Annotated in this window: 11 protein-coding genes; 4 read left to right on the top strand and 7 right to left on the bottom strand. The window is 70.2% G+C overall.

Annotated elements, in window-relative coordinates; all coding sequences use genetic code 11:
- Nucleotides 1-152: 152 nt before the first annotated feature.
- Both VFK57_12885 and VFK57_12880 read left to right on the top strand, forming a co-directional pair.
- Entirely contained in the window at nucleotides 153-3,077 is a 2,925-nt protein-coding gene (locus VFK57_12885) for a protein kinase (GenBank protein HET7696601.1), read from the top strand.
- Nucleotides 3,074-3,688, top strand: a complete 615-nt coding sequence (locus VFK57_12880) for a hypothetical protein (protein HET7696600.1) — start codon at nucleotides 3,074-3,076, stop codon at nucleotides 3,686-3,688. Before VFK57_12885 ends, VFK57_12880 begins: the two co-directional genes overlap by 4 nt.
- A gap of 6 nt (nucleotides 3,689-3,694) precedes the next feature.
- Here the strand turns inward: VFK57_12880 and VFK57_12875 are convergent, their stop codons facing one another.
- Genes VFK57_12875 through VFK57_12860 form a run of 4 tightly spaced genes read right to left on the bottom strand, consistent with a single transcriptional unit; the run spans nucleotide 3,695 to nucleotide 7,659 of the window.
- Nucleotides 3,695-5,515, bottom strand: a complete 1,821-nt coding sequence (locus VFK57_12875) for a long-chain fatty acid--CoA ligase (GenBank protein HET7696599.1) — start codon at nucleotides 5,513-5,515, stop codon at nucleotides 3,695-3,697.
- A gap of 2 nt (nucleotides 5,516-5,517) precedes the next feature.
- Nucleotides 5,518-6,501 (bottom strand): D-2-hydroxyacid dehydrogenase, encoded by a 984-nt coding sequence (locus tag VFK57_12870; protein HET7696598.1) that lies wholly within the window; start codon nucleotides 6,499-6,501, stop codon nucleotides 5,518-5,520.
- Nucleotides 6,501-6,983, bottom strand: coding sequence for a cyclic pyranopterin monophosphate synthase MoaC (gene moaC, locus VFK57_12865; protein ID HET7696597.1), 483 nt, complete (start codon nucleotides 6,981-6,983; stop codon nucleotides 6,501-6,503). The genes VFK57_12870 and moaC overlap by 1 nt, the downstream gene beginning before the upstream one ends.
- The gene (locus VFK57_12860) at nucleotides 6,976-7,659 is read right to left on the bottom strand and encodes a redox-sensing transcriptional repressor Rex (protein ID HET7696596.1); all 684 of its coding nucleotides are present in this window, start codon (nucleotides 7,657-7,659) and stop codon (nucleotides 6,976-6,978) included. The genes moaC and VFK57_12860 overlap by 8 nt, the downstream gene beginning before the upstream one ends.
- A gap of 55 nt (nucleotides 7,660-7,714) precedes the next feature.
- Here VFK57_12860 and VFK57_12855 point away from each other — a divergent pair, with 55 nt between their 5' ends.
- Nucleotides 7,715-9,646: an oligopeptide transporter, OPT family gene (locus tag VFK57_12855; protein ID HET7696595.1), complete on the top strand. Its 1,932-nt coding sequence runs from the start codon at nucleotides 7,715-7,717 to the stop codon at nucleotides 9,644-9,646.
- 20 nt (nucleotides 9,647-9,666) lie between these two features.
- Nucleotides 9,667-10,803, top strand: coding sequence for an Ig-like domain-containing protein (locus VFK57_12850; GenBank protein ID HET7696594.1), 1,137 nt, complete (start codon nucleotides 9,667-9,669; stop codon nucleotides 10,801-10,803).
- 17 nt (nucleotides 10,804-10,820) lie between these two features.
- Here the strand turns inward: VFK57_12850 and VFK57_12845 are convergent, their stop codons facing one another.
- The 3 genes from VFK57_12845 to VFK57_12835 all read right to left on the bottom strand — a co-directional run.
- Nucleotides 10,821-11,447, bottom strand: coding sequence for a DUF4126 domain-containing protein (locus VFK57_12845; GenBank protein HET7696593.1), 627 nt, complete (start codon nucleotides 11,445-11,447; stop codon nucleotides 10,821-10,823).
- A gap of 4 nt (nucleotides 11,448-11,451) precedes the next feature.
- Nucleotides 11,452-12,180, bottom strand: coding sequence for a lysophospholipid acyltransferase family protein (locus VFK57_12840; GenBank protein HET7696592.1), 729 nt, complete (start codon nucleotides 12,178-12,180; stop codon nucleotides 11,452-11,454).
- 70 nt (nucleotides 12,181-12,250) lie between these two features.
- A partial coding sequence (locus VFK57_12835; protein HET7696591.1) for a CarD family transcriptional regulator occupies nucleotides 12,251-12,871 on the bottom strand: 621 nt, incomplete at its 5' end.

Below are 12,871 nucleotides of genomic sequence, written 5' to 3'. Positions count from 1 at the left end.
CGACCCGCGAGCGCAGCGAGCCCCCCTTCCACCCTGCCCGACGGCGAGCGAAGCGAGCCCCTTCCACCCTGCCCGACGCGCGAGCGAAGCGAGCCCCCTTCGGCCCCGTGAGCTATACTCCGCTCCGTTCCTCGCGCTGCGCTGCCTTCCGAATGACTGCGGACGCCCCGCTCGATTCCGGCCGATACCGCCTCGGCCGCCTGCTCGGCCGCGGCGGGCTGGGCGAGGTGTATCTCGCCCACGATCGCACGCTCGACCGCGACGTCGCCATCAAGTTCCTCAACCCGGACAAGCTGGGCGGCGACAGCGCGCGGCGCGCGCTGCTGCGCGAGGCCCGCGCCGCCGCCGCGCTCGATCATCCCTTCATCTGCGGCATCCACGAAGCGGCGGAAACCGACGACGGGCGGGCCTTCATCGTCATGCAGCACGTCGAAGGGCAGCCGCTGGCGGAGCTGCTGCAGCAACACGGACCGATGCCGATCCGGGACGCGCTGACGCTCTGCGCGGAGGTGGCGGAGGCGCTGGGTGCGGCGCACCGGCGCGGCGTGATCCATCGCGATCTGAAGCCGGGCAACATCATCGTCACGCCCAGCGGGCATCCGAAGATCGTCGACTTCGGGATCGCGAAAGTGACGCATGCCGCCGACGCCAACGTCGAGGGATCGACGCTGACCGACACGACCGGCTTTCCGGCGCTCGCCGGCACGCCGGGCTACATGTCCCCGGAGCAGCTGCAGGGGCATGCGATCGACGGCCGCAGCGATCTGTTCGCCCTGGGACTGGTGCTGTTCGAGTGTCTGACCGGCCGCCGCGCGTTTCGCGCCGCTTCGCCGGTGGAGACCGCCGGTCAGATCCTGCACGTCCACCCGCCGCCGCCGTCGTCGCTGCGCCGCGGGCTCACGCAGGCGCACGACGAACTGGTCCGGCGTCTGCTGGCGAAAGACCCTGCCGATCGATTCCAGTCCGCGGAGGAGGTGGTCGGCGCCATCCGCGTGCTGATCCCGGACACCTCGCGCATGTCGCCGGGCGCCGTCGCGGCCGCACGGAGGCCGGCGTCTCCTCGGCGGCGCCTGCTGGCGTGGGCGATCGCCGCCGTACTGGCGGTGGCGGCCGGCGCGGGCGTCTGGAAGTGGGCGCAGGGGCGCGCGCTGCCCCCGGTGCCGGCGGATGCGGACTTGTGGTACCGCCGCGGCAGCGAGGCGCTGCGCGAGGGGAGCTACTACCGCGCCCGCCGCGCGCTCGAGCGGGCGATCGCGATCTATCCGGCGCATGCGCTCGCCTACGCCCGGCTGGCGGAGGTCGCGGCGGAGCTGGACGATCCGGTCGCCGCCAGCGCGCATCTCGTGCGCGTGTCGCAGCTCGCGGTGGACGAGCGGCGCCTGCCGCGGCCGGAACAACTGCGGCTGCAGGCGGTCCGCGCCATCGTGCTGCGGGACGTCGACGGCGCGGTGTCGCGGTACCGGTCGCTGGTCGAAGAGACGCCGAATGAACCGCGCGCCTTCGTCGATCTCGGCCGGGCGCAGGAAGGCGCCGGCCGGCGGACTGACGCCCGGGCATCGTACGAGCGCGCCATCGGCATCGACGGCCAGTACGCCGCCGCGCAGCTTCGCCGGGGCGTGCTCGAGGGGCTGGATTCGCACTGGCAGGCCGCGCTGACCGCGTTCGCGGAGGCCGAGCGACTCTATCGCGCGGCGTCCGACGTCGAGGGAGAAACCGACGTGCTGCTGAACCGGGGCGCGGTGTTCGACTCCAAGGGGGAACCGCGGGCGGCGCGGCGGGACCTGGAGCGCGCCCTGGAGCTTGCGGCGCAGTCGGAATCGATCTACCAGAAGATCCGCGCGCAGCTCGCGTTGAGCATCGTGACCGCCTCCGAGGGGCGGATCGCGGACGCGGAGCGCCTGGCCTCCGCCGCGGTGGACGAGGCGCTGGCGAACGGGCTGGACACCGTCGCCGCGGGAGGGCTGGTGGATCTCGCGGCGACGCTGCTCTTCGCGGACAAGAGCGACGTCGCGGAGCACCAGCTGAGCCGCGCGCTCGAGCTCGCCGCGCGGCGCGGCGCCGCGCTGACGGCGGCGCGCGCGAGGATCCAGCTCGCCGAGGTGTATGCACGCGGCAACCGGTCGGCCGAGGCGGTGAAGCTGATCGACCAGGTCCTGCCCTTCGTGCGCGGCGGACGGTATCGGCGTCACGAGCTGACGGCGCTCTCGATCGCGGCGCGCGCCCAGGAGCGCGTCGGCAACCTCGACGAAGCGAGGCGGATCTCGTCCGAGGTGCTTGCCGTCGCGGACGGGATCGGCGACGAGACCCAGGCGGCGAACGCCGCGGCGAGCCTCGCCAGCGTCACCACCGTGCTCGGCAACCTGCCCGAGGCGCTGCGCCTGCGCGATCGCGCCGATGCGATTCACCGGCGGCAGGGGGATCGTGCGGCGCTGCCCTACGACCTGACCAACCGCGCCGAACTGTTGATCCGTCTCGGACGCGGGGGGGAAGCGGCGGCGCTGCTCGATGAACTGGACGCGGGCATCGCCGCGGGCATCGAGTCGTACGTCGGGCGCCTGCGCCGCGCCACGCTGCTGCGGGCGTTGAATGCCGCGACCGAGCTGCGCTGCGGGGACGCGTTGCCGTTGCTCGCCCGCCTCGTGGCGGACACCCGGGCGAACGACTCCGCGGCGGGTCTGGCGCCGGCGCTGCAGCGCTACTGTGGCGCGCGCACCGGACAACGGGCCCCGGGGGCCTTGCCGCCGGCCTCGCCCACCCTCGAGCGCCCGATCGCACGCGAACGCCAGTACTGGGCGGCGGCAGCCGCGCTCCAGGCGGGGGACGCCGGAACGGCCGCGTCAGAAGCGCAGCGCGGCCTGTCGCTGCTGGGGGACCTGCCGAACGACGAGCTGCGCTGGCGCCTCGCGCTGGTCAGCGCCGCGGCCGAGCGGCGGCGCGGCGACGCCGCGGCGGCGGCGAAATGGGGCACCGTCGCGCGCGAGGCGCTGGGCCGCATCCGCGGCGCCTGGAAGATCGACGCGGAACGCTACGAACGCCGCCCGGACCTGGTCGAGATCCTCAACAAGGAGCAGTCATGACGCCTGAACCGCAGCCGACCGATCCCAAGTGGGGAACCCCGTCGTCTCTGAGCCGCCGCCTGACGCTCACGTTCGCCGTCATCGGCGTGCTCGCCGTGCTCTCCAGCTTCACGGTGGTGCTGAAAACGGTCGGCCTCACCAAGTGGAGCATCTTCGATCTGCTGTCGGACAGCGACGAAGCGCCGATTCGCGTCAGGAACGGATCGATCGACTTGTATCTGCTGTCGCAGACGCAGGAGTGGAAGCAGGATGGGTCGTCGGGCAACTACCGCATCCCGGGCACCCACCGCTACAAGGAGGAGTTCGACGTGACGGTCACGACGCGAAGCGGCGCGGTGTGCCCGGCGCTGGTCGGAACGGGCCCCGACGTGATCGTGACGTTCAGCAACGACAGGAGCGTTCGCCTGCAGTCCGCCGGACGGCACACGCTGGTGAAGCCCGAGAACGGCGCGACGCTGACGTGGAACGCATCCGAGCCGGACAAGCTGACGTATCTGGCCGACGGGTTCATCAAGAGCATCGCGGTGGGCAGCGGGTCCAACCCGACGGTGATGTGTTCCTTCACCGCGGCGAACCAGCTCGATCGCCTCACCATCCTGAACGTGCCGTAGCGGGGCTCACGCGCCGTAGAGCTCGTCGATCGCCGCGCGCCAGTTCTGCTCGACCGTCTTGCGGCGGACCTTGAGGGTCGGCGTCAGCTCGCCCGAGTCGATGGTGAACTCGCGCGGCAGCAGGCGGACCTTCTTGATGCGCTCGAACTGCGAGAGATCGCGGTTCAACGCCTCGATCACTTCGTCGTACAGCGCCACCACGTCGGCGCGCTGGACGAGCTCGTCGCGTTCCGCGGGCGGGCGGCCGAGATCCTTCAGCCGCCGCTCGAGCGCGGCGAAGTTCGGGACGATCAGCGCGCAGGCGAAGCGGCGGCGATCGCCGAGCACCACCGCTTCCGCGATGAGCGGACTGCGCTTCAGCACCGCCTCGATCGGCTGCGGCGCGATCTTCTTGCCGCCGGAGGTGACCAGGAGATCCTTCTTGCGATCGGTGATCGTCAGATAGCCGTCGGCGTCGAGCGTGCCGACGTCTCCAGTGTGGAACCAGCCGTCGCGCAGCACGGCGGCGGTGTCCTCCGGCTTGCGGTAGTAGCCGATCATCACATTGGGGCCGCGGACCAGCACTTCGCCGTCGTCCGCGATGCGGACTTCCACCCCCGGGAGCGCCCGGCCGACGGTGCCGATGCGCGGCTTCCCCATCGGGTTGGCCGTGACGATCGGCGCGGTCTCGGTCAGGCCGTAGCCTTCTGTGATCGGCAGGCCGATGCCGGCGAAGAACTGCGCGACGTCCACCGGCAGCGGCGCGCTGCCGGAGACCAGACAGCGGAGCCGGCCGCCGACGCTCTGACGGATCTTCGAGAACACCAGACGATCCGCCAGCGCGGACTCGACCGCCAGCACGCCGCCGACCGGCCGCTCGGGCGCGCCGGCACGGCCGCGCGCGCGCGCCACGCGCACGCCCCAGTGAAACAGCGTGCGGCGCGGCTGCGGCAGCGCCTGCCCCCGCTCCAGAATGCGCGCCTGGAACTTCTCGTAGACCCGCGGCACCGCCGTCATCACCGTCGGGCGCACGATCGGCAGGTCGCGCCCGACGGTCTCGAGCGACTCGGCAAAGACGATCGTGACGCCGAAGGCGAGGTAGACGTACGAGACCGTCCGCTCGAAGGAATGGCTGAGCGGCAGGAACGACAAGGACACGTCCTGCTCGTCGACGGCGACGACCGTGTGCCCGGCGATCACGTTGGACAGCAGGTTGGCGTGCGACAGCATCACGCCCTTCGGCGTGCCGGTGGTCCCGGAGGTGTAGATGATGGTGGCGAGATCGCCGGGACGGATCTCCTTCGCGCGATCGCGGAACTCGCGTCCCACGCCCCACTCCCCCATCAGCCGCGCGTGGCCGCGCTCGGCAACCGCCTCCAGCGGCAGCACGGTCGGCGACGGCACGTCGGATGGCTCGAACGTGACGATCGCCTCGAGCGCCGGCAGCTCGTGGCGGACGCGCTGCAGCTTCTCGAGCTGCTCGCGCGTCGACACGAACGCGATCCGCGCGCCGGCGTCCTCGACGATGTATTTCGCCTGCGCCGCGGTGAGCGTCGAGTACACCGGCACGGTGACGGCGCCGCGGGTGAGGATCGCCATGTCGGCGACGAGCCATTCGGGGCGGCTCTCGGACATGATGACCACCCGATCGCCGCGGCCGATGCCGAGCGCCTCGAGCCCGAGCGACACGTCCCGCACCTGGTCGAACCAGTCGCGCGTCGACTGTCCGGCGATCGTGCCCTGCCGCACCTGCCCGACCAGCATCGGCCGCGGAAAGCGGCCGAGCACGTGAAACGGCAGATCCGCGAGCGTGGTGAGCGGCGGCGGCGGTTCCACTTCGTCGTTCATGCCTAGTACCCCGCCTCCTTGTCGACCAGGTTGACCAGCGGCTGCCCCGCGGCGAACCGCCGCAGATTATCCGCGAAGAGCTGCCTCGCCTGCGGCCAGTAGCCGGCATGGAAGCCGGACACGTGCGGCGTGATCAGGACATCCGGGCGGCGCCACAGCGGACTGGCGGGATCGAGCGGCTCGTGTTCGAACACGTCGAGCGCCGCGCCGCGCAGCCGGCCGGCGGCCAGCGCCGGGACCAGCGCCGCCTCGTCGACGAGCTTGCCGCGGCTGACGTTGACGAGGATCGCGTCTTCCTTCATCAGCGCCAGCTCGCGCGCGCCGATCAGGTGTCTGGTCGCCGGCGTCTGCGGCGCCGCGAGCACGACCACGTCGGCCGCCGGCAGCTGCCCGTGCAGCTGCGCGGGCCCGTGCATCTGCTGAACGCCGGGCGGCGGCGGCACGTCCGGCCGGCGGCGAATCCCGCCGACGGTCGCGCCGAACGCCGAGAACAGACGCGCGGTCTCTCCGCCGATCGATCCCACACCGACGATCAGCACGCGGACGCCGCGCAGCGTCCGGATGGACGCGCCGGCGTCGAACTCGTTCTGCGCCCAGACCGCCTCCGCCTGCCGCTTCCAGGCCAGCGGCAGGTCGCGCAGCAGCGCCAGCGTGACGGCGATGACGTGTTCGGCGATGGTGACGGAGCTGGCCCCGCGGGAGTTCGTCATCACCACGCCGGACTGGACCATCTCCGGGAAGAGCATCGCCCCCACTCCCGCTGCAGGACTGTGCACCCAGCGCAGCCGCCGCGCCGCGGCGAAGTGCGCCCGTGTGATCCGCGAGCTGAACGCGACGTCGGCATCCGGGATCGCCGCGAGCGCGTCCTCGTCCGAGTCGGCGCGGACGAACGTGTGCTCCGGAAATTCGCCGCGGAGCGCCGCCACCTGCGCCTCGGGAATGCACCACGACCGGAACTCGCTGTAGATCGCGACCAGGATGCGCACTACTTCTTCTTCGAGACGAGACGGATGCCGCCGATCACCATCGCCTTGTCGACTGCCTTGACCATGTCGTACACCGTCAGCGCGGCGACCGAGACGGCGGTCAGCGCCTCCATCTCGACGCCGGTCTGCGCCGTCGTGCGGACGATGGCCGCGATATCGTAGCCGTCGCCCGCCGCCGTGATCTGCACGTCGGCATGGGACAGCGGCAGCGGATGGCACAACGGGATCAGCGACGCCGTCTGCTTCGCCGCCATGATCCCGGCCAGCCGCGCGGTCTCGAGCGGATCCCCCTTCTTCAGGGCGCCGGCGCGAATCTGACGGCGGGCGTCCGCCGAGATGCGGATGTGCCCCCGGGCCACCGCTTCACGCGCCGTCACCGGCTTGGCGCCGACGTCGACCATCCGGATCCGCCCCGCGGCGTCGACGTGCGTCAACCGTCCTTCCGTCTTGCGCGTTCCGTCTTCCTTCTTCCGCTCAGCCATCCGATTCTCCCTGGACCAGAAAGAACGACAGACTCTCGAGCGACACGGTCAGGTCCATGCTCTTCAACTTGACGCCGCGCGGCACCCTGAAGGCGCCGGGGGAAAAGTTCAGGATGGCGCGCACCCCCGCCGCCGCCGCCGTGTTGATCGCCGTCTGCGCCGCGTCTCCCGGCACCGCCACCACCACGATCCCGATCTCTTCGCGCCGGGCCACCTTCTTGAAGTCCCGGATGTCGTGGATCAGGACGCCGCCGCGCGAGCGGCGCCCGATCTTCTCCTTGAGGGTGTCGAACAGCGCCACGATCTCGAATCCGTCGTCCCGGAAGCCGCCGTAGTCGGCGAGCGCGAGCCCGAGGTTGCCGGCGCCGATGATGGCGACGCGGACGCCGCGATCCAGTCCGAGAATCTGCCGCAGGTGGCGCCGCAGTTCCTTGACGTAATAGCCGATGCCGCGGACCCCGAACTCGCCGAAATACGCCAGATCCTTGCGGATCTGCGCCGCGTTCAGGTGGAACTGCTCGGCGAGCGCCTGTGACGAGATGGTGCGGACCCCCTCGGCGTCGAGGATGTTGAGGCAGCGCAGGTAGACCGACAGCCGGTTCGTCGTCAGCTCGGATACCGGTTCGGCCAACACCCGCGGACGCGTTTCCGCTGCCGGCTTGTTCTCCCGCGTCACAAGCAGATTATGGCCCAGCGCCCGCGCGTCATGAGCCGGAGTAATATCGCCGGGTATGCCGCCTGCGCCGCCGCCCCGGGGCACGTTCCAGCCGTACGTGCCCGCTATCCAGTCCCCGGCGGAATTCACCGCCAAAGCGATTGCCCTCGGCGTTCTGTTCGGGTTGATCTTCGGCGCCTCGACGGTGTATCTGGGCCTGCGTGCCGGCCTCACGGTCAGCGCGTCGATTCCGATCGCGGTCCTCGCCATTTCGGTGCTCAAGCGGCTCGGCGGATCGACGATTCTCGAGAACAACATCGTCCAGACGATCGGCTCGGCCGGCGAATCGGTCGCCGGCGGCGTGGTGTTCACGATCCCGGCGCTCATCTTCCTGACGCCGTACGGTCCGGGCTTCTTCAGCTATTTCCAGATCCTGATGCTGGCGTTCGCCGGCGGGATCATGGGCGTGCTGATGATGGTGCCGCTGCGGCGCGCGCTGATCGTCAAGGAACACGGCGTGCTGCCCTACCCGGAGGGCGCGGCATGCGCCGACGTGCTCGTGGCCGGCGAGCGCGGCGGGGCGCTGGCGCGGACGGTGTTCAGCGGCCTGGGCGTCGGCGCGCTCTGGAAGTCGCTCTCCTGGATCTTCCAGCTGTTCCGTACGGAAGTCGGCTACTCGATGCCGCGCGGCAGCTTCTTCCCGAACGCCACGCTCAACGTGGACATCTCCCCCGAATACATGGGCGTCGGCTACGTCATCGGGCCGCGCATCGCCGGCGTCATGTTCGCCGGGGGGGTCCTGTCGTGGCTCGTGCTGCTGCCGCTGCTCACGATTCTCGGCAGCTACATGACGGTGCCGCTGCCGCCGGTGCCTGCCAGCGGCCTGCGCGTCGACCAGATGTCGGCCCCGCAGCTGTGGAGCGCCTACATCCGCTACACAGGGGCGGGCGCGGTGCTGGCGGCCGGCCTGATCACGCTGGCGCGCACGATCCCGACCATCATTTCGTCGTTCCGCGACAGCGTGAAGGACTTCGGCGGCAGGACCGGTGCGCAGCAGACGCGCACCGAGCGCGACATGCCGATGATCGTCGTGCTGCTCGGATCGCTCGCCCTCGCGCTCTTCCTCGCGGTGGCGCCCCGCATGCCGACGCAGGGGAACTTCCTCGCCGCGATCCTGATCGTCATCTTCGGCTTCTTCTTCGTCACCGTGTCGTCGCGCATCACCGGCCTGATCGGCTCGTCGTCCAACCCGATTTCCGGGATGACGATCGCGACGCTGATCCTCACCTGCACGATCTTCGTCGCGCTCGGCTGGACCGGCGACGTCTACTCGCCGGTCGCGCTCTGCGTCGGCGCCGTGATCTGCATCGCCGCGGCCAACGCCGGCGCGACCTCGCAGGATCTCAAGACCGGCTTCATCGTCGGCGCCACGCCGCTCTATCAGCAGATCGGCCTCGTGATCGGCGTCGTCACCGCCTCCCTCGTCATCGGCATGACCACGCTCTACCTGCACAACGTGATGACCATCGGGTCGCAGTCGCTGCCCGCGCCGCAGGCGACGCTGATGTCGACGATCATCAAGGGGCTGCTCAGCCAGAACCTGCCGTGGGGCCTCGTGCTGGTCGGCGTCTTCATCTCGATCACCCTGGAGCTGTGCGGCATCCATTCGCTGTCGTTCGCGGTCGGATCGTACCTGCCGATCGCGACCACCGCGCCGATCTTCGCCGGCGGCCTCGTGCGCTGGTTCGTCGAGCGCAGGACCGGCGTGGCGGAAGAATCGGAGGTCGGGTCGGGCACGCTGTTCAGCTCCGGCCTGATCGCCGGCGGCTCGCTGGCCGGCATCCTGTACGCGATCCTGTTCGGGCGGCGTCTGATTGAGGCGGGCGACGAGACGACCGGCGTGCTGCCGGTGCTCCACGAGGGAACCATCGGCATCGTGGCCGGCGGCCTGCTCTTCGCCGCGCTGGGCGTCGTCCTCGCGCGGGCGGCGCAGAGAAAGCTGTCCTAGCGGGGGACGAAGGGTTGACCGTGCAAAGAGTGCTCTGGAACGTCGCCCTGGGTTCGGCCGGTCTCTTCGGGTGCCTCGCTGCGCCGCTGGTCGCGCAGCCGGCGTCGCGCCTGGCGGCGACGCCCGAGGCGCTGATCGCGGCGCCGGTGTTCTACCACGGCAAGCAGATCGCCGTGCGCCGGGACGTCGAGCCCGCCGGACCGCTCATGAGGCTGGCCGGGACGGCGAAGCCGATCTTCGTGTTCTGGCGCGATTCGCCGAGCGCGCCGCGCGACAGCGAGGTGCGCGGCGAGTTCTGGGACGTCGGCCGGCTCGAGCGCACCGATTCGCGGTTCTCGAACGTCAACTTCCAGCCGATCCTCGACGCCGCCGCGAACGGACAATGGCCGGCGCGCGACCAGGTCTTCATCATCCTGAACGCCACGACCGTCGAATCGCCGCTGCCGGTCGAACCGACGGTGCGGGCGCTGGCGCTCGCGCCGGATCGGTACGTCGGCAAGGGAGTGACGGTGACCGGGCGCTTCCGCGGCGCCAACCTGTTCGCCGATCTGCCTCAGGGAGCCGGCACCAGGGGGCGATGGGACTTCGTGCTGCAGTCCGCCGATTCGTCGGTGTGGGTGTCCGGCGTGCGGCCGCGCGGCCGCAACTTCGACCTCGACGTCAACGCCCGCGCCGACACCGGGCGGTGGGTGCAGGTTGCCGGCACCGTCCGCCGGACGGGGCCGCTGGCCTGGATCGAAGCGACGTCGATAACCGAGGCGACCCCCCCGAGCGACACCGCGATCGAAGTCTCGCTTCCGCCCCCTCCTCCCGCTCCGGCGCCCGAGATCATCTTCAGCGTTCCGCAGCAGGGCGACGTGGACGTCGAGCGAGGCGCCGCGATCCGCATCCAGTTCTCGCGCGACATGGACGGCCGCACTTTCCGCGATCGCGTCCGCCTGTCGTACGTGGGCCCGACGCCGGCGGGGGGATCCGACGCGCCGCCGGCGGTCACCGTGCGCTACAACGAGGGCAACCGCGCGCTGGAGATCAAGCCGTCCGCGCCGCTGGATCGCTATCGCACCGTCAAACTCGAACTGCTGGAAGGCATCCTGAGCAACGTCGACAACCAGCCGCTGGCGCCGGCATCATTGACATTCACCACCGGCGGCGGCTGACGACAGACGGCTGCGCCTTAGTGCCGTCCTTGCGGAGCGACCCGTGGCGCCGGGATGTCCGCACGTCGGAACCGCCGCCTGACCGCACGGATGATCCACGCCGACAGGGCGATGATGATCGCGAGCGCGACGATCACGACGACGGCTGCCGCCGCCGGATATTTCAGCGCCAGGAACCCGAGGCCGACGACGAAGATGTCTTCGCCGATGCTCAACGCCCAGTTGGTGAACGGCTCCGGGCTCGCGTTGGCGACGACGCGTGTGCCGGACTTGGTGAAGTGCGTGCTCGCCGCGAGCGTGCCGCCGAGCAGCGCCACCATGGCCTCGGTCGTCGGCGAGGCGTCTCCCAGGGTCGTGACGGCGATCGCCGCGCCGCCGATCGGCCGGATGACCGTGTGGACGGCGTCCCACATCGAGTCGATCCAGGGAATCTTGTCGGCGAAGAACTCGACGACGTAGAGCGCGATCGCCGTGCCGATGATCCAGTTGTTGTCGAACGCCTGGAACTGCGGCGGCAGCGCGACCCAGCCGTAACGGCTGGCCAGGCCGAGGATGGCGACGGTCGCGTACAGGTTGATCCCCGCCGCGAACGAGAAGCCCATCGTGCGGCCCAGCGCTCCGAGCGAGGTCCCGAGTAGTTCCATCGTCTCAGCCCTGCTCCTGCAACAGCCCGGCCACCGCGCCGCGAACCCGCGCCACCAGCGCGTCGCGATCCTCGAGCGACAACCCGGCCGTCTCGATCGGCTGGCCGAACCGTACGGTGACGCGGACCGGCCGGATCACCAGGCTGCCTTTCCTCATCGCATCGCGCGTGCCGGCGATCGCCACCGGCACGATTGGCGCGCCCGCCTGCAGCGCCATGATGAACCCGCCCTTCTTGAAGGGCAACAGCTCGCCGGTGCGGCTGCGCGTCCCCTCCGGAAAGATCAGGAACGAGTTGCCGTCGCGCAGCGCCGCGGCCGCCCGTTCGATCGCCGGCAGACTCTGCTCGCGGTTGCCGCGCTCCAGCGGGACGAAGCCGGCGAGGTCGAACGCGCGCACCAGGATCGGCAGCTTGCGCAACTCGGCTTTGTACAGGACGCGCAGCCGGGGAAACAGTTCCGCCAGCGCCGCATAGAGGACGGGGGGCTCCACGTTGCTCGCGTGGTTGACCGCATACACCGCCGCCCGATCGCGGAGGATGTACTCGCGGTGCTTCACCACCACCGTGATGCCGCTCAGCCACAGGCCCAGGCGCACGCCGCCGAGCGCCACGCGGTAGAGCGGCAGCGGCTTCCCCGTCGCGAGCGCCAGGGCCAGGAACGGCGGTCCCATCAGGACGACGTAGAGCGAAACCGCGACGTAGGTGGCGAGCGACCGGATGGCGGCGATCAGCATGAAAAAAGGGCCGGCGCGATCATATCGCCCGGCCCCTCGATTCCGTCGTGTGCGGTTGGCGGCGGTGCGTCTAGCTGGCGCGCGCGGTGCGCTTCACCGTGACGCGGCTGGTCGGCGCGGCCTTGGCCGCCTTGGCGCGCGCGATGGCGCGGGCCTTGGTCGAGAAGCAGCGCTCGAGCGCCAGATCCACCTTCTGCTCGATCGCTTCGCTCTTCTCGCGGGCGACCTCGGAGATCTCGGAGATGACGAGGAACTTCGCCCGGTCGAGCATCCGCTTCTCGCGGAACGACAGGTTCTTGCTCTTGGCGAGGAACGTCAGGCTCTTCAGCACTTCGACGACGTCGTAGATGGAACCCGTCCGCATCCGGTCCGAATTGTCTTTGAAGCGCCCTTTCCAGTTCTGGTGATTGTCGATCTTGCCATCGCCGAGCAGCCCGAACAGCCGCTCGATCTCCTCGTCGCCGATGGCGCGCCGCAGGCCGACGCCGTCAACGTTGTCGACGGGCACGAGCACCGTGGTTTCGTTCGCGACCATGCGCAGGTGATAGAAGCCGCAAGTAGTGCCGAGGATGGTTTTGGTTTCGATGCCTTGTACTACGCCGAGTCCGTGATTCGGGTAAATGACCTTGTCACCAATCTGGAATGTCACACGTCCCCCACAGCGTAAGGTGTCTCGGGAAGGGATCAAGCA

The organism is Vicinamibacterales bacterium (genome assembly GCA_035699745.1).
Lineage (GTDB): Bacteria > Acidobacteriota > Vicinamibacteria > Vicinamibacterales > 2-12-FULL-66-21 > JAICSD01.
This window is presented reverse-complemented; position numbering and strand designations above follow the sequence as displayed.

Coding starts and splice junctions, on each gene's coding strand:
- VFK57_12855 (HET7696595.1), top strand. CDS start 7,715: ATGCCGCCTGCGCCGCCGCCCCGGGGCACGTTCCAGCCGTACGTGCCC.
- moaC (HET7696597.1), bottom strand. CDS start 6,983: ATGGCTGAGCGGAAGAAGGAAGACGGAACGCGCAAGACGGAAGGACGG.
- VFK57_12875 (HET7696599.1), bottom strand. CDS start 5,515: ATGAACGACGAAGTGGAACCGCCGCCGCCGCTCACCACGCTCGCGGAT.
- VFK57_12840 (HET7696592.1), bottom strand. CDS start 12,180: ATGCTGATCGCCGCCATCCGGTCGCTCGCCACCTACGTCGCGGTTTCG.
- VFK57_12885 (HET7696601.1), top strand. CDS start 153: ATGACTGCGGACGCCCCGCTCGATTCCGGCCGATACCGCCTCGGCCGC.
- VFK57_12845 (HET7696593.1), bottom strand. CDS start 11,447: ATGGAACTACTCGGGACCTCGCTCGGAGCGCTGGGCCGCACGATGGGC.
- VFK57_12880 (HET7696600.1), top strand. CDS start 3,074: ATGACGCCTGAACCGCAGCCGACCGATCCCAAGTGGGGAACCCCGTCG.